The organism is Chryseobacterium daecheongense, from assembly GCA_027920525.1.
In the GTDB taxonomy this organism is placed as follows: Bacteria; Bacteroidota; Bacteroidia; order Flavobacteriales; family Weeksellaceae; genus Chryseobacterium; species Chryseobacterium proteolyticum.
Genome location: CP115858.1, coordinates 3711298 through 3729440, shown reverse-complemented (window position 1 = coordinate 3729440; position 18143 = coordinate 3711298). Strand labels below are relative to the sequence as shown.

Here is an 18143-nt window from a genome sequence, read left to right as displayed (position 1 = left end):
ATTATATAAGGTTCAAAAAAAGTATGTTTGTTTATTTGAAATGTTTTTTTACTAATTAAAAATAATAAAACTATAATGTATCAGCAAGCTATATACTCAATTAAAATCTACTCATTATTTACTAAACAAAAAGGTCTTTCAAAATAAAAGCATCACCTATTTAATAAAAAAATCATCCCTTTAGTAAAGGGATGATTTTAACGTAATTTATTTGTTATTCTATTTAAAAGCCTCCGGGGTCCCCAAATGTAAATGTCGCAGACAAGCCAGCTCTAACTGTAGATAACGGGAACGCTGTAGAGATTTTATATTTAGAAGTCATTTGTTCATAGAAGACTCTTAAATTTAAGTTCTCAGAAACATTATAGTCCGCTGAAAGCTTTATATTCATTAATCTCTGTCCTCCAGTAATCTGAGAATCATCCAATAGGATATTGGTAATACTGGTTCTGCTATCTCTTAATGAGAAGTCTCCCCTGATATTAAGATCACTTCCCTTTCCTTTACCTCTCTTTCTGGTATCATTTACTCCCAATCGGAAATTACGAATAATATACCCCAATCGAACGACATATTCTGTATTGGCATCTTCCGTAAGGGTTTGGTTTACCAATCCTAATAATAGCATTCTATTCCTATTATATTGGATACCGAACTGCATGTTGTTCCTCATCGTTACGTCAACCCCGATCAGTGGAGAGAACGACTCAACATATCCTACCTGAGAGAAAGTAAATGGATTAATATAGTTATTATTGACATCTAATAGACTACCACCTGTTGAAATTGCATTGAAATAATCAATACTTGACTGTATTCCTGTCGCAGTATAGGTAGCATTATAACTATGTAAAATATCAAACTTAGAGAATTGCCCATTGATGATTGGTACATTTCTTAAACCAGAATAAGTAACTTTCCAGTTTGGTATAGGCAAGCCCGCTTTTTTGGCGTCGCCAATTCCTTTAGGTGATTTTCCTTCAACAGCTGCTCTGAATGCGGGAATTAAAACATACGCGTTTGCAATACCATATCCTTTAGTAAATCCATCGTTTCCTATCGTAGAGATATCCCCTATTTGCTGAGAAATGGCTCTGGCATTCTGTCTGATCGATTGATATACCGCTGCACCATCTTTGAAAGAAGTTTTCAAAAGTACTACAGAGTTTGAATAAGTAATTAGATCATTAGCGAAAGTAAAATTAGGATTAGCTCTGCCCGTTGATGGATCCACATAATTGAAGCCAGATTGCGAAAAATTTCTATTGTAATTATGCAATACACTTACATCAATTCTCAAATCATTCATTGGTACAACCTGTAAATTAGCCCGCAATTCCCTTGTTGACATTCGTACATATGGGTCTGTCATTAAGTCTCTTGTACTCACCCAGCCATTTTCAATAACTGTTCTTCTTATGTCAGCCTGTGAACCCAATAAAAAGCCAATAGTAGGTCCACCTAATGTCTGTCCATATCCATACCAGTTTGGCGCGGAAAGTAAACCGGGTAGCACAGTTCCGTTATTTTCTGAATAATTCACATCTAACTGTTTGAAAGACGTAAGTAAAAATGCGGCACTTTGTAAAACAGTCAGTCGATTTTTAAATTTATAGTTTTTAAACTTATATCTTTTCTTTTCCCATTGCTGTGTATAAACATTATTCAAAGAATCAATTTCCTGTTTACGTTTTGAAAGTTTGGTCGTGATATTTTTGAAATATTTAAACTGGCTAAAGAACTTTGGAAAATCTGCAGTTGCAGTTGCTTGAATGACATTAGTATTCTGACCTATAGATCCTAAACTTCCTTGTGAATCATATAATAGAGCTGTAGATCTGGCATTCCAGTTATAAGTAAATCCATAGCCTAACTCTGCGTCAATAAAATCCAGATATGGTAAATATTGGAACGGAAGTTTATAATTCAATTGTACCCTGTGGTTATACAAGACGGGTCTTCCCGATCTGAATACATTTCCAAAAATGGAAGAATTATCCATTGTGTTTACATCTACATTATCGTTCAATGTTCTTGTTGCAGAGTTGATTTCCAGTTTTAAGGACTTGGTAAAATTAAACCCTAAACCATATTGCCATCCAAAATAAAAGTTCCTGTTTCTTATCGCCTGAGACTCATCATTGAAGTTACCATTGATTATAGCATCTACACTTCTGAATTCAAGTTCATTATAATTCCTGTCAATTTCCGTTCTGAAAGAGAATCTTGTAGGTATAGGATTTAAATTAAACTCTTTGATCCATCTCAGGTATTTAGTAGACTTAGCCGTATCACTGATCATTTTATTGAACGGCTTAATAACCCAAGGTTTAAAAGTATAATTATAATCTATATACCCTCGGAGATACTGCCTGTAGTTTTTCTTTGTATAAATATCCCTGAAGAAATCATCATTATAAACAGCCGTAACGGATAGGTTTTCTACATCATAGAATTTAGGCTTCTTATTAGGATTTACACGTTCTTTATGCATATTGACAACTCCTAAACTTCTCTGTTGGGTATACGTTCTTGCCACTTTTTTCAATTGCTCTCTATTTGGCGCCTTTTTAAACTCAACGTCTGTATCTAAAGGGTTGTACTTTGGATCTTCGATGGTTTGTGAGTAGGAATAATTAACCGGAATTTTAACCCCGGTTTTTTCAGGTAGGAACTTATCTAGGTTTACCGCCGTATTAATACTGAATGCTGATTGAGTAGACTGATTTCTTTCTGCCGGTTTAGAATCTATATTCCCAAATCCGACAGATGTATAAGATGCACTTGTATTAACAACCGCAAAATCTCCAAGGTTAAAATTTAAACTTGCATTTCCTGCATATCCTCCCTGATTATCTATTTCAGAAAGTCGGATTTCATTTACCCATAATATTCTATCAATAGGTCCTCCAGGCGCATCTCTATCAATCCCATTTCTAATTCCGATAACTATAGTTGTAATATTACCTAAGCTTGGTCGTCCCTTAATATAAATATTCTTTAAATTGTCCGCCTCACCAAAAACCGCATCCCTAATTCTTTTTGAAATATTATTTGGAGAACTCTTATCCCTCCTTATTTTAGCATCTACAAAGTTTTGAATTTCTAAATTAACTTCATTCTCCATTGGCCAAATTTCCATTGGCGTAGTTGCTGTTTTAGGTGTTATTTTCAAGGAAGCTTCGTACTCATAATAATTATCTGCTGCATCACTTCCAAAACGAATAAAAAATTTAGTTTTAGGATCCATGCCCTCTTCTCTTCTTAAAGGATCTTCGGCATGCACAAAAAGTTTTAATTTCTTATATCTTCTCATGTCCAAGGTTGTATTTTTAAATACTCCCCTTGATTCACTTTTTGGTAGCTGATTTGCCCTTAAATATAAAGAACTTTCATTTTGCCTTTGTACTCCCGCATTACCACTAAGAATTTGCCTATCTATTCCTGGAGGCAAAACATAAGGAGGTTGATTTAAAGCATTTTCCTCAATATTTACACTTCCAATTTCTAAATTTTGCGGATCAGGGACATTCACTGTTCCTTCTTCTGTTATTGGATTCGTATCGCCATCAGCTATTGACACTGCAGTATTTTTAGGATATTTTCTCCAGTCTGATCTTACTAAATCAAAGGTTCCAAATCTCAGTGTGGAAGTCTTATCAAATCCGGTCAATAACATTCTTGCAAATCGTACATTATTTAAAACTCCCGGATCATGATCCCCAGCATCCATTACATATGAAGAAACAGGAATCCTGAATAAGTACCATTTCACCGGAGCGGTCTGCCCATTTTGAAACTGTGCCTGAACAGTTTTCATATCAACAATATTATTTTGTCCTAAAACTAAACTTTGCTGGTCCAGTTTAATCTGGTATTCGTTATAGTTTTCACTTTGATCCAGGTTATAATCTTTATTAATATCTTCAGCATCAGGAGTCTGAGATGCTACCTCGAGTGAATTGCTTTGTGAGTTTCCTTCTGGTCCTCTGAAATATTTGTATCTCTGAACCAAAGATGAAGCCTGCGTTCCTGTAAATTTTGCTGATAGATAAAACACAAAATCATCTACTGCAGGGTCAGCAAGGTTTGTCACTGGATTGGTGAATGTGTTTCCGAACCTCATGGCTTCCTGATCCGAAGTCAAACCATCATATCCGGCATCCTGCGCTGTTCTCTCTTGTCCTTCACTTGAAAAGGCATAAAGGATAGGTGGTTGCTTTGGCTGAATTCCCCAGTTTGAGCTTGTTGTTACAGAAGGTGTGGATGGTGTCGGTAATCCATTTTCATATTGCATATACCCATCCTTTAAAATATCTTCAGACACATTACCTAATTGCAATAAAATCTTTGGTGGATTATTTAAATCGTTTCCTAAAGTGTTTCCATCTGCGTACGGATCCATCATCCAGAATTCTACATACTCAATATTTGAGTTCGTAAAATTGGAAACCGTAATGGGTCTCATCATACCTGCCCATCTCTGTTGTGTAGATTCATTATTAGGGTTTACATTATAAGGCCCTTTTTCTGCTGGATAATAAGAGATATCCATAGTATTTAAAAAGGTCTGTTCACCAGCTACAAAATCCCTGTTATTGTAGATCTCTGAGTATTGTACTCGTCTAGAAGCATGATTAGATACGGACTGAGGTGTAATTCCTGCGGGAGCCCTTCCTCCAATTCCCCAAAATCTCGGATCAATTGTATACCAGGATAAGAGTCCTCTTCCATATCCATTAGTAATGTCATTACCTGCCCCTGCTCCCTGAAATACTCCTCCTGATTTTTCGGGTTTTGAGGCTAAACTCCACGCAGCTGGTTCTTTTAATGATATTTTGGATGTTGTCTGCTCAAAATCATCAATATAAGACTGATCATTTGTCCCCTTATTCAATCCAGGAAGCAAATAAGCACCTTCCATTTTAAAGTTTAAATTAGATGGAGCTTCAGTCTTTACCATCGGAATTTTATTGGTCAATCTTGTCAGGAATGGAACCTGATTGTTGTACATCAAATTGATGCCGGCCATAGTGTTATTTACTGCCTCTTGTCCATAATTTACCTTTTGAGTGAGCGGAGACTCAGAATAATTGACAACAGTTGCTCCTAAGATAAAATTCTCATTAAATCTTCTTTCTAAATTTAATCCTAAAAATCTTTTTCTCTGCGTATTGAAAGTTAACTGGTTTTCCAGTGAGATGTTAATTGCCTGACCAGATTGTTTTACATTCTCATTGATAATTGTAACTGTTCCCAGCATATAATCTACGGTATAATCAATCCCTTCCGTTAACTGTACTCCATTCGCAGAAACTTTTACGGAACCTTGTGGCACATTGACCGCTCCCAAAGAAATTCCCTGTCCTGCAGTTCCTTTGTAACGTCCTTCTAAAGTGTATCGTTTAGGAACATAGGTTGCAAATTGTTTTTGCTGGTTATAAATATCTGTTTGCACATAGGTAGGATCACTACTTCCAAGTACATTGCTCATATAGCTTCCGAACGGCTGTGTTTTCGTAAAGATGATCTTTCCTGTTTCTGGTCTTATGGTTATTCCATTGACAAAATCAAAAAGGCCGTCACCTGTTCCTCCACCACTATTATTTTGTATATCGCCGTTCATATTCAAACGGTCCCAGTTTAAGAGTTTCAATAAATTAGTGTCTTTAACACTTGTGTTAGGAAGATAATTAACCTTACCTCCTGTCTGGGCATCTCTATAAAGAACATTCAATATAAATCCATCCTGGCTTATCTGTCCTGCGTCTAAAGCATAAATATTCTTCATCATCAGAGGCCACATCGGAGACGAAACATCAATTTTCGTTGATCTCAGGACTTTTGTAATCAGTACAGGACTTTCTTCAGAAAATTCCCCAACTTTATATACTTTATTTGTTCCATCCGTATATGAATAAGATACCGCTAAAATCTGATTATCATTCAATTTTTGATTTAGCGAGATATATCCTAGCTGTGGCTGTAATGTATATTCACTGGCATTTAGCCTTCTCGCTTTTTTATTAAAAATATAATGAACATTATTATTATAAGTCTCTGTACCTCCGGTTGCAACAGGCAGTGATTGTCCCTGTATCAGGTCTGCATAGTTTACACCTGCATCACGTGGTATAGGTCCCATTGTGGTGGAAACTGTCTGGTAAAGATTATTATTAGGGTTGTCTGGTAGTGATCCACCCATATCTCCCAGGTCCCTGATACCAACAATGCTCTTTTGAGCCGCCAGATTACTGTTGCCCTGATCTAAAACATATACTTCAAGCCTTGTAATATTAACTCTGGAGTTGATCTGCGGATAATTAGCCAAGGCATTATCATAATTATCCAGGAAATAATGACTTAAAAAGAAGTGCTGATTATCTTCATAATCAATTGCGTCTATTTTAAAGGTGTTTACAGCACCTCCACCCTGTACAACTATATTTCTTGCTTCTCCCTGCTGTTGAGATAAGACTACTGTTCCAAAAGTTTTCCCTAATTGAAACTCAGTCTTCACCCCGAATAACGATTGGGAACCCCTGATTAAACTGGTAGAAAGCGGCATATTTACATTACCAAATTCCACCCTTTTAATGATCCTGTCTTCTGAACCTGCTCCGGGTGAATTCACATCTCCAAGCCCTTTAGTCTGCAGGTCTTTCCAGCTTCCTTTAGACTGCCAGACTAAATTCATCCTGTTTTCAAATGCAAAACCACTTTGAGTATCATAGTTAGCCTTCAGCTGCAAATTTTCTCCTACTTTACCCAGTAAACCGAGCTGAATTCTCTGATTGATATCAAAGGTAAAACTGGTTCTGTTTTGTGGTAAGATTAAAGGGTTATCAATCTTTTGATACAATCCTGCAAAGTCAAAGGAAGCAAATCCTGTAGGGATAATTTCTATTTTATTGCTTCCGAAAATTGTTTCAAAAAGTTTATTTCGGATAGTTAATGCCGGAATTAATCCTCTTCTCTGTGCATCGCTTTTATCTTTTCTGAAGAGTAGATTATATTTATCCGATTTATCTTTGTAATAAGCCTTGGTCTGGCTTGCCATCATGAATTCCTTGTATTCCTGAGGTGACATTGCAGTCGGCGGTCCGGTTACTGTATTTCCTATTTTCGGATATACATAATACATTCCGGTTTTTATATCGTAAAAGGCTTCAAATTGAGTAGGATCAGCCAGTTCATAGTCCTTCTTTATAATTGCAGTGTCACGTCTTACCTGTGCAAAGGTAGTTACTGACATACATAAGAACGACAGGAACAAAAATATATTGAGATACTTATTATTTGCCACCAAATGTTAAAGGTTTTTTAAAATTTGTTTTACCAATTCTTCTACCGAAATGCTTGGATTTTGTTTCATCATGCGGTCGGCGATTTTTTCGCTCATGCGTTTAGGAATTCCTAAAACTTCTAATGCAGATAACGATTCTTCCTTGATTTTATTATTCACCTGTGTAGAAATATTTTCCTCAAGACCATTGAATTTTTGGACTTTATCTTTCAAATCCACAATGATTCTTTCTGCTGTTTTAGCGCCAATACCCTTGGCTTTTTGAATGAGGGCACTGTTTCTCGAAAGTATAGCTGTGGCAATCTCATCAAGGCTTAAAGTAGATAGTAAAATAAGTGCTGAAACCGCTCCTACACCATTAACACTTATTAACAAATTAAACATCTCTTTTTCTAAACGACTGTTAAAGCCAAACAACAAATGAGCATCTTCACGAATGATTTGCTGGATGAATAAAAAAGTCTCTTTATTAAGAGTAAGAGTTTGCGAGGTCATTAAACTAATACCTGTATAATAACCAACTCCATTAACGTTGATTACAGCATAAGTTGGCGTAAGTTCTTGAACAATGCCTTGTAAAGAAAATATCATTATTAATTTTTAAAACTCCCAAATATAGTAATTTAAACTAATTAATGTTTTCATTTCACGCACGAATGATTTTTAACTTAATTTTTGAGGTGATACTCAACCATTTGGTTGAAAAACAAAAAACTCCAAAATTTGGAGTTTTTAAATATTTAAATCGAAGATTTTTTTTAAGAAATTATTTTTTAGCTTCTCTTCTCTGGGCATCAAGAACTGCCACTGTTGCAAGATTTACAATTTCATCTACACTTGAACGCATTTGTAAAACATGCACAGGTTGTTTTAATCCCATAAGAATAGGTCCAATCACCTGAGCAACTTTCATCCCCCTGATAATTTTGTATGATAAATTAGCACTTTCGAGATTAGGAAATATAAATGTATTTGCCGGAGTTTCTCCTAATTTTGAAAATGGATAATCACTAAGGTGATCCGCATTCATAGCAAAATCAGGTTGAATTTCACCATCTACAATCATTTTAGGATACTTTTCATGTAAAATACTTACTGCTTTTGCAACTTTTTTAGAAGTTTCAGAGATCGCTGCAAAATTCTCGAATCCAAGCATTGCAATTCTTGGTTCAATAGCAAAAGATTTAATAGTAATCTCCGCCATTCTTGCAATATTTACAAGATCTTCCGAAGTAGGATTATTATTAATAGATGTATCAGCAAAGAAAATCGGTTTCTTTTCAGAAAGGATCATCATCATTGCTGCCACTTTATCTACTCCTTTTTCTTTTTCAATAATCTCTAAAACAGGACGTAAAACGGATGCATAATTTTTAGAAAAACCTACAATCAGCGCATCTGTATCGCCATGCTTCAACATTAAAGGACCAAAGTAATCCCTTTGACGCACAAACCTTTTAGCCTTGTATTCATTCATTCCTTTTCTTTGACGAAGTTTCCAAAGCGTTTCTCTATATTTTTTCCTGTTTTCTTCCTGATCGTCATCATTCGGATCAATAATCGGTACATCCAGATTAATTCCGTAACGTTCCATTTGCTCCTTGATGTATTTCTTTTCGCCCAACAAACTTGGATAAGCAATTCCTTCTTCATAAAGAATCTGAGCCGCCTTCAATACGTTGTATTCTTCTGCATTTCCTAAGGTCACCCTTTTTGGATTGGATTTCGCACGGCTTTGCATCATCCTTACCAATTTTTCATCTCTTCCCATTCTATCAAGAAGCTGATGTTCATACTCTTCAAAATCAGAAATAACTCTACCAGCAACTCCACTTTCGATAGCTGCTTTTGCCACAGCACTGGAAACCCTGGTAATTAACCTGTTATCAAATGGTTTTGGAATAAAATACTCTCTACCGAACTGAAGGTTTTGAAGATTATAAGCCAAAATAACAGCTTCAGGAACTGGTTCTTTTGCCAAATCTGCAATTGCATGAACAGCTGCAAGCTTCATTTCTTCATTAATTCCTTTCGCCTGTACATCAAGTGCACCACGGAAGATGTAAGGAAAACCAAGTACGTTATTAACCTGATTAGGAAAATCACTTCTACCGGTTGCCATAATTACATCCTTACGTGTTTCAATAGCAATGTCATAAGCAATCTCCGGATCAGGATTTGCCAATGCAAAAACAATAGGATTTTCATTCATACTGTTGAGCATTTCCGGGGTCATTACATTTCCTTTAGATAACCCGACAAAGACATCAGATCCTTTTACAGCATCTTCCAAACTCTCAATATCCGTCTGAGCGATAAAATCTAGTTTTTCAGGAGTCAGGTTTTCTCTCTTATGATTGATAACTCCCTTACTGTCGCACATTAAAACATTTTCTTTCCTGAGGCCTAATGAAATATACAGTTTGGTGCAGGCAATAGCCGCAGCACCGGCACCATTTACCACCATTTTTACGTCCTCAATATTCTTATTGGCAATCTGTAAAGAATTAATCAGTGCAGCAGCAGAGATAATAGCCGTCCCATGTTGGTCATCATGCATCAACGGAATATCCAATTCTTCCTTTAATCTCTGTTCAATATAGAATGCTTCAGGAGCTTTTATATCTTCAAGGTTAATTCCTCCAAAAGTTGGAGCAATCCCTTTTACAATCTGAATAAATTTATCAGGATCTTTCTCATTGATCTCAATATCAAAAACATTTATATCAGCAAAAATTTTAAATAACAGCCCTTTTCCTTCCATTACAGGCTTCGATGCTTCCGGTCCAATGTCACCTAATCCTAAAACAGCTGTACCATTAGAAATTACAGCTACAAGATTACCTTTTCCGGTATAATCATAAACAGTCTCCGGCTTTTCGTGAATCTCCATACAAGGAACAGCCACTCCAGGAGAATATGCCAAAGACAAATCTCTTTGAGAAGAGTGGGGTTTGGAAGGGATCACCTCGATCTTCCCTTTGGGTTCAGCTTTGTGGTAATCTAATGCGGCTTGATTAAAGTTCTTTTCGTCGCGATGGATTTTATTTGACATAGAGTGTATTTTTTTATAGTATATATTTAATATGGTAATTTACTAAACTTTCAATCGGTTTTTGTACAATATTACCAATGTTTAAATTAAGTTCTGCAGCTGCAGAGCGAAGAATATCTTCATAATAATAAGCAATAGATCCGATAAAGTTAATTTCGGCATCCTTGGATTCTTCATAAGGAAGAACCTGGTATTCAAAGAAATTTCTCATCTCCTCGAAAACCATTTTTTGAAAGTATGGGTGATCCTTCCGTTCTACAACGAATTTATTGAAATTAGCCAAATAAGCATTTGGCCTTGAGGTATGGTACATATTTTTTAATGCCTCCTCAATTGTTAACTGATAGATTTCCTCAAATTCTATATGTAGGTCCTGAGGAAGTTTCTGCATGAAAAAGCGACGTACCAATTGTTTCCCAATAGCACTTCCGCTACCTTCATCTCCAATAAGAAATCCCAGAGACGGAAGCTTTATTTTTAGATTTTCTCCGTCAAAGTAACAAGAATTGGATCCCGTTCCCAGAATGCAAACAATAGCAGGCTTTCCAGTATAAGCGGCATACGCAGCAGCCATCAGGTCTTCTTTTGCTAAAACATCAGCTTTAGTAAAAAATTTACCCAATTCTCTTTCGATAGTCGCACAGTTTTCAGGGATACCACATCCTGAACCATAGAAAAAAACCTTTGTTATCGAGTTTTTAACAGCACTAAGGTTGATGTTTTTTTCAATTTCGGGTACAATAAGTTCTGCGGCAATATTATTGGGATTAAAACCAATAGTCTCCGTCTTCATAAAGACCTTTTTAAAGTCATCTAAAATTACCCAATCACATTTGGTAGAACCGCCATCAACAATAGCAACCATATATTACATTTTAGTTTAAGGATGCTAAATTATGAATTTTATCTCTAAATAGCTTCACAAAGAAGCCACAACGTGACTGGTATAACTAATGTTTTATATCATCTTTTTTTTCATTGAACTGTATCAGCCAGTCCTGAATTTCATCTTCCAGATAAGAAGCCTGTAACATCATCGCATTGATAAAATCATCTGGCACCTGTTCACCCTTGGAGTTTTCAAGACTCCAAAGCTCATCAGACATATTTTCATATTCAGAATATACTCTCCTGAAACGGGAATTCTCCTTCTCAAGAGCTTCAATATTTTTCTGTTGGAGCTGGAATTTTCTGTATTTGTTTTGACTTTTCATACAAATATTGTTATAAATTGGGTTATAAATTTGTGGAGAATGCTTTCAATCGGGCATTACAAGATAGAAAAAACCATCAACACAACTGGCTGAAAATGAATTTATTATCAGGTACTTTTTATTTACTTCTGAAATTAAATTTAGAACTATTTTTGATTTAAAAAAAATATTTAACATCTTTTTTTACTGTTTAACATATAGTTATAAATTTGCACATCAGATAAATTCGATGAGAGAATTAATACTACGTCAGAAACAAATATTGTTCTTCATAATAGCAGGAGGACTCAGTGCTGTTATGGAGATAGGAAGTTTTAAGATCTTCAGCACATATCTTCCTCAATTTTTGCATTCGGAAACAAATTTTCATGGAATCCATTATCCATTGAGTAATATTTTTTCTACCTGCTGCGGAATTATCAGCAATTATTTTTTAAGCATCTGGTTTGTTTTTGAAAGAGGAAAACATTCAAAAAGAAAAGAATTTGCCTATTTTATGATTATCTCTTTTATTTCAACACTACTCAGCCTTAGTTTCTTTCAAATATTTTACAGCTTTGTATTTAAAGATAATATCAATTTAATTTTTTATACCTTGAGTCCAGAAATTCTGAGTAAGATCGCTGCGATTTTATTGGTTTCAATTCTTAATTATTCTGTCAAGAAGAAAGTAATTTTTAATGGTTAGTTTGTGGTAAAGATTTTAAATTATTTGTGGAGATTCTGGCTTCTGATATTAGCCTTTTTTTTAACGATCATTTTTGGAATACCTGTTTATATTTTATCCTTTAGCAAAAAACACTACAGATATGCCTATCAGTTTATCCGCTTTTGGTGTTACGGAATGTTTTATGGTATGGGGCTTCGCTATGAGCTGATTAATCTTACGGATAAAAAGATTGACAGAAAAAAACAATATGTAGTTATTTCCAACCATACCTCTATAATGGATATTATGCTTCCATGCATTCTATTTCCACATCACCCTCTTTGTTATGTAGGAAAAAAGGAGTTAGTGAAAATTCCTATTTTCGGCACCATCTATAAAAGGATCTGCGTTATGGTAGACCGAAGTAGTGCCAGAAGCCGTGCAGATGTTTATAGAAGATGTGCTGAAAAAATGGAAGAGGGAAATAGTATTGTTATTTTTCCGGAAGGCGGTGTGCCTGACGACACGTCTATTCTTCTGGACGAATTCAAAGACGGACCTTTTACCTTATCTACAAAACATCAGTCTCCGATAGCAGTCTTTACTTTTATTGGCTTGAAAGAAATGTTTCCCTTCGATAATTCTAAAGGCCACCCCGGTAAAGTAAAGGTTTATTTCAATGATATTATGGAGCCTTCGGCATCTCAAAAGGATATGAAAACGCAAGCTTTTAACGAAATAAAAAAAACCTTGCTAGAACGCTCTATTTAAAAGAAATAATTATATTTGTTATTAAGAAATCTTTAACAAACATGTCGAATTATTCTAAACAAACTAATTGGGGACAGTTTATCCCATTAGTCACTGTATTTTTTTTCTGGGGATTTGTTGCAGCAAGTAATGATATTTTGATCCCAGTCTTCCAAAAAGCTTTTAACTTAAGTCAAACCGAAAGTATGCTGGTGCAGATCTGTTTTTATGTCGCCTATACTGTCGGTTCTTTAATTTATATGGTTATTTCTAAAGGTATTAAGCAAGACCTGGTTAACAGAATCGGATACAAAAATGGATTAATTGCCGGGCTTCTTATTTCTGCCGCTGGAACCCTATTATTTTATCCAGCAGCCAATTTGGGATCGTTCCCACTGATGATATCAGGTTTGTTTATTGTTGGATTAGGTTTTTCTTTACAACAAATCGTAGCCAACCCATTGGCAATTGAGGTAGGACCTACTGAAACCGGATCACAAAGGTTAACAATGGCAGGAGGAATCAATAACCTGGGAACTACAATTGGACCACTGATTGTTTCTTTTGCTATTTTCGGATCTGCCGCTGCTGCCAATACAGAAGCGAGCATAGAAAGTGTAAAAACGCCTTATTTAATATTAGGAGTGGCCTTTGTTTTAGTTGCAATCATGCTTAAATTCTCCTCTCTTCCAGCAGTTACTCCAACCAATTTAGAAGACACAGATGACGCTGTTCCGGGAGAACATAGAAAATCAGCTTTTCAATATCCACAGCTGGTACTTGGAATGATCGCTATTTTTGTTTACGTGGGTGTAGAAGTTTCTACAGCGAGTAACTTACCTGCTTATATGGAGAAACATTTAGGTTTTGCAACAAAAGATGTTGCTCCTTACATATCTTTATATTGGGCTTCTCTAATGATTGGTCGTTGGACCGGTGCTGTTGAAGCTTTTGATCTGAGTGCCGGATTTAAAAAGATTTTACGATTTCTAGCTCCTTATTTAGCTTTTGGTGTATTTTTACTAGTAAATGCAATCGCAAAACACGATCTCAATCATTTTTATGTTTATGCGTTTATTATCATAGCAATGATCATCTGTGACATTCTGAGTAAGGGAAATCCAGCCAGGATGCTTCTTATATTTTCCTGCGCAGGAATTACCGCTTTATTAATAGGAATGTTTACTACAGGAATGGTTTCAGTATATGCCTTCACAAGCGTAGGATTATTCTGTTCAACACTCTGGCCTTGTATTTTCGCTTTGGCTATCAATGGTCTTGGTAAGCATACAAACCAAGGTTCCGGATACCTGATCATGATGATTATGGGAGGGGGAATAGTAAGTATTATTCAAGGTTATGTAGCCGACCTCACCTCTATTCATTTCAGTTATATTGTAGGTGTAATCTGCTTTGCTTATCTGGCATTCTATGCAATCCGTGTAAGTGGAATCTTAAGATCTCAGGGAATTGATCTTGACAAAATTTCAAAAGGTAGTGGACACTAAAAATATACATACATATAAGAAAAAAAGATTTTGGGCAGGTATATTACTTGCCCAATTCTTTTTGTTTTTTGCGTTTTCAAAATCACAATTATTCATTTCTGTTTTTGAAAAGTTTTTTGAACTACAAAAGGTATTTCATCAGATTATATTCTCATGGATCCCTTTCTCATTTGGAGATGTTTTATACGTCCTACTGGGCATTGTCTGTCTATACCTTATTTTCCAGCTTTTCAACAGGAAAAAGAGAAATAGTTCCTTACTAAAATTTTTAGTACTGATTAATCTCTTTTATTTTTCTTATCAGGTTTCATGGGGAATGCTATATTTTCAGACCCCGATTATTAAAAAATTAAGAAATCAGGAAAGACCCAATATAGAAAAAGCCAGAAGGCTGGCTTTGATATATCTTGAAAAATGTAAATCTACCCGACAACTTGTGTCCGAGGATAAAAACGGAATCTTTGTGATCCGTAATTCAAAAATCATTCAAAAAGAAATTCTTTCGCAGCAATTAATGCTTCCCCAGTACATTTCAGATAAAAAAGTAACGGCAGTAAATTCAATCAAACCGAGTTTATTCAAGGATATAATGAATTTCACAGGCATCCTAGGGTACTATAATCCATTTACTGCAGAAGCACAATACAATTCCAAGCTTCCCTCTTCGTTTATTCCATTTACTCTAGCCCATGAAACTTCCCATCAATTAGGATTCGCAAGAGAGCAAGAAGCCAACTTCATCGGATATCTGGTTGGTATTAACTCTAAAAATTCAGATTTGCGATACAGCACTGAATATTTTACATTAAAAAGTCTTTTAAGGTTTATTGCAGAGGAAGACCCTGCGTTTGCAAAAGCAGTAATAAAAAATTATTCTTCTGGGATGAAAAGGGATCGCTTATATGAAAAGAGCTTTATTTTAAAACATCAGGGATGGCTTGATGACTTCTTTGGTTTTACGAATAATTTATTTTTACAAAGCAATCAACAGGAAGGCTCCGTAACCTATTCCTATTTCATTGATTTACTGTTGAATTATGAACAATAAAAAAGAATCGTATCAGGCGATACGATTCTAAAAACACAAATGATGAAAAAAAATTTATTACCTTGACTTGTTCCCTCATTCAAGGCGATGTAAAAGTACAACAATATTTATAAAAACAAAAACATTTTTATTTATTTGTAAAACTTTATGAAAACTTTATGATTTTTTAAGTTTATTTGAGTTTACACCAAATATATGTTTCCTGTAGCAAATTTTACTTTTAAATAAAAAAAAATGTAGATTATTGAATTATAATTAAAAAATTCACTAAATAAAGCAATAAAACAAAATTTAAAATTTATCACTTTTATATAAATAACTCTACTTTTCGATAGTTGGAATTTCTATATAACTATCATTATACCATTCAATATTCAATGGTTCTGTAGCATCATCAATTGTTTCTTCACTTACATCCTTTCCAGTACCATAATTGACCTGATATGCTGAATTCTTGTTTACTCCTAAAATTACAACCAATTTACTTCCTTTAGGTATTTTTTTACTAACAAACATCGAATTTACGACCGGAATGGTTTCAATTTTTCCAGGCTCAAGAAGACGTCTTTTTTCTCTGTTTTCAGCGTAGCTGGCCCTTCCAAGAAAGTCGGATAAAAAGAATATTTTATTATCTGGCTTTATCTGGATTAAGGATATTGTAATATCCATATCTTTTTTATTCAGAGCCGCTTTTATCTGTGCATTAAATGCACCACTAATAATAAGATCTTTATCCAATACCTCTGTCTGATAAACAAGAGAATTATTTATCTTTATACTATCACTTTTTCCTACTTTAAAATATACATCTTTATCGTCTCTATTTTTAAAATCAACTGTTTGTTTTGTTGAATTCAATACACCAGGTTTATCTTTAGTCAAAACCAATTGTTCATTTTCTTTTTTTGTGAAATAAAGCTTTAGTTTACTATTATGCGATTTTTCTAAGGCAGGTACATGGAGCCACTCATTAGTGTCCATTATTTGAATATTTATCTTGTCTTTTAAAAGTTCAGGTTTCATCCCGTCTTTCAGAATATAATCAAACCAAGAGAAAGCGAGATCGCTTATATTGATTCTAGCCACAGGATCTACTTTATATCCTCTTAATATATTTACACCATAACTTTGAGCTCCTCCATGATCGTAAGGCCCCATTACAACATAGTGATTGGCATTTTTATTATATTTAAGATGTTCCCGGAAATAGTACATCGCTCCAAGCTGATCGTCATCATAAAACCCCGTTGTGGTAAGAACAGGAATATTAATTTTTGAAAAATCTTCTTTGTAAGGGACCATATCTTTCCAAAATTTATCGTAGCTTGGATGGTCCAGCCATCTTTGAAAAATTTTATCTCTTATACCTTTTACAGAATTAAGAGCTCTAAAGGACTTTCCGCTTTTATACCAAGCTGTATTAATAGAATCCCATTTTGCAAAATTCCGGAAATCAGATTCATCTGTTAATTTGTTGTTAGTGACATATGCTATCCATTGCAGCATATAGCTCATAAATACATTATTAGTCATCGGATAATCAATTCCAATTCCTACGGAAACCTGAGGTACAATTGTTTTTAGCGCTGGATGTAGTTTTTTCACGGCTCCCCACTGACTGAAGCCTAAGTAACTACCACCAATCATCCCAACTTTTCCGTTACACCACGGCTGTTTACTGATCCAGTCGACTACATCATAAAGATCATGCGATTCATGCTCGAAAGGCTCTATTTCATCCGGACTATTTCTCTTCCCACGCGTATTTACAACCACTCCGACATAATCGTATGCTACAGCTCTTTTTCCAACAGCATAATCATATTTTCCGGCATAGATATTATTGGTAAGAATAACCGGCAAAGGTTTTTCATTCCCTTTCCTACGCATAATTGTTATTTCAACATTGCCCCCACCGCTTGTTTTTAAATTAAATGACTCAATCGTATATCTTTCTTTATCTTTTAAAATTAAAAGGTCTGTCACTTTAGATTGAATTTGAGAAGAAACCTTTAGATCCAGGTAACTCATAGCAAGCCCCAATGCTGCCGCATTCGCAATACTATCATTCTTCAGTGCCATCAAGCCTTTTTTCAATTTTGTTCTCTGTAATGGAATATCTTCACTAAAGATTTCAGCCACCCGGAATGAATATTTTTCAGGAAGCTCAGCATATTTAATATTAAAAGCTTTTTCCAGTGCTTTTGGAAAAACCGCTCTTTCATTTTTTTCAATATCTTTAGCTAAAGCATATATTTCATAGTTAACAAATCTGGTACAGGCATATTTACTGTTTGCAAAAACATTTCTGTATTTCCCAATAGTTGTAACGGCGTTTTTAAAACGACCTGCTAAAATTTCCAATTTCAGTTGCTTTTCCAAAGAATCTAATCCTTTAGATTTTTCATATTTCCCAACTGACTTGGCAGCAAAATCTGAAATATTTTTTTCGAGAATTAAGGAATCATTTGCAGCCTTTGCTGAAAAGTATATTTTTTGTGCTGACATGGTATTGATAAAGAACAATACGATAATTACCAGTTTTATTTTCATTTTAATAATATTTATAATATTTGTGATCTTTGATAGAAATAAATTAGTAAAGCCTCTTAT

Annotated in this window: 10 protein-coding genes; 4 read left to right on the top strand and 6 right to left on the bottom strand. The window is 34.9% G+C overall.

The genetic code is table 11. The features are described 5' to 3' along the window. Positions 1–223: 223 nt before the first annotated feature. The 5 genes from sprA to PFY10_16540 all read right to left on the bottom strand — a co-directional run bounded on the left by sprA (position 224) and on the right by PFY10_16540 (position 11575). Complete coding sequence (sprA, locus tag PFY10_16560) at positions 224–7255, bottom strand: cell surface protein SprA (protein WBV55835.1); 7032 nt, start codon at positions 7253–7255, stop codon at positions 224–226. 57 nt (positions 7256–7312) lie between these two features. Further along, the gene (gene ruvA / locus PFY10_16555) at positions 7313–7897 is read right to left on the bottom strand and encodes a Holliday junction branch migration protein RuvA (protein WBV55834.1); all 585 of its coding nucleotides are present in this window, start codon (positions 7895–7897) and stop codon (positions 7313–7315) included. A 175-nt stretch (positions 7898–8072) separates the two neighbouring features. Further along, positions 8073–10361: an NADP-dependent malic enzyme gene (locus PFY10_16550; protein ID WBV55833.1), complete on the bottom strand. Its 2289-nt coding sequence runs from the start codon at positions 10359–10361 to the stop codon at positions 8073–8075. 13 nt (positions 10362–10374) lie between these two features. Further along, on the bottom strand, positions 10375–11226 hold the full coding sequence (locus tag PFY10_16545; GenBank protein WBV55832.1) for an ATPase: 852 nt from the start codon (positions 11224–11226) through the stop codon (positions 10375–10377). A gap of 85 nt (positions 11227–11311) precedes the next feature. Further along, on the bottom strand, positions 11312–11575 hold the full coding sequence (locus tag PFY10_16540; GenBank protein WBV55831.1) for a hypothetical protein: 264 nt from the start codon (positions 11573–11575) through the stop codon (positions 11312–11314). Positions 11576–11804: 229 nt separating this feature from the next. Between PFY10_16540 and PFY10_16535 the strand changes: the two genes are divergently transcribed. Genes PFY10_16535 through PFY10_16520 form a run of 4 tightly spaced genes read left to right on the top strand, consistent with a single transcriptional unit; the run spans position 11805 to position 15530 of the window. After that, positions 11805–12263, top strand: a complete 459-nt coding sequence (locus tag PFY10_16535) for a GtrA family protein (GenBank protein WBV55830.1) — start codon at positions 11805–11807, stop codon at positions 12261–12263. Between the two features lie 3 nt (positions 12264–12266). Beyond that, positions 12267–12995, top strand: a complete 729-nt coding sequence (locus tag PFY10_16530) for a lysophospholipid acyltransferase family protein (GenBank protein WBV55829.1) — start codon at positions 12267–12269, stop codon at positions 12993–12995. A 41-nt stretch (positions 12996–13036) separates the two neighbouring features. After that, complete coding sequence (locus PFY10_16525; GenBank protein ID WBV55828.1) at positions 13037–14482, top strand: MFS transporter; 1446 nt, start codon at positions 13037–13039, stop codon at positions 14480–14482. Continuing rightward, positions 14472–15530: a DUF3810 domain-containing protein gene (locus tag PFY10_16520; GenBank protein WBV55827.1), complete on the top strand. Its 1059-nt coding sequence runs from the start codon at positions 14472–14474 to the stop codon at positions 15528–15530. Before PFY10_16525 ends, PFY10_16520 begins: the two co-directional genes overlap by 11 nt. A 321-nt stretch (positions 15531–15851) precedes the next feature. Here PFY10_16520 and PFY10_16515 read toward each other — a convergent pair whose 3' ends face one another. Further along, positions 15852–18083, bottom strand: coding sequence for a CocE/NonD family hydrolase (locus PFY10_16515; protein ID WBV55826.1), 2232 nt, complete (start codon positions 18081–18083; stop codon positions 15852–15854). Positions 18084–18143 lie beyond the last annotated feature (60 nt).

What these genes read in the sequence shown, in the direction of transcription:
- sprA (WBV55835.1), bottom strand. Translation starts at nt 7,255, where the DNA reads ATGTCAGTAACTACCTTTGCACAGGTAAGACGTGACACTGCAATTATA.
- ruvA (WBV55834.1), bottom strand. Translation starts at nt 7,897, where the DNA reads ATGATATTTTCTTTACAAGGCATTGTTCAAGAACTTACGCCAACTTAT.
- PFY10_16515 (WBV55826.1), bottom strand. Translation starts at nt 18,083, where the DNA reads ATGAAAATAAAACTGGTAATTATCGTATTGTTCTTTATCAATACCATG.
- PFY10_16545 (WBV55832.1), bottom strand. Translation starts at nt 11,226, where the DNA reads ATGGTTGCTATTGTTGATGGCGGTTCTACCAAATGTGATTGGGTAATT.
- PFY10_16535 (WBV55830.1), top strand. Translation starts at nt 11,805, where the DNA reads ATGAGAGAATTAATACTACGTCAGAAACAAATATTGTTCTTCATAATA.
- PFY10_16540 (WBV55831.1), bottom strand. Translation starts at nt 11,575, where the DNA reads ATGAAAAGTCAAAACAAATACAGAAAATTCCAGCTCCAACAGAAAAAT.
- PFY10_16525 (WBV55828.1), top strand. Translation starts at nt 13,037, where the DNA reads ATGTCGAATTATTCTAAACAAACTAATTGGGGACAGTTTATCCCATTA.
- PFY10_16550 (WBV55833.1), bottom strand. Translation starts at nt 10,361, where the DNA reads ATGTCAAATAAAATCCATCGCGACGAAAAGAACTTTAATCAAGCCGCA.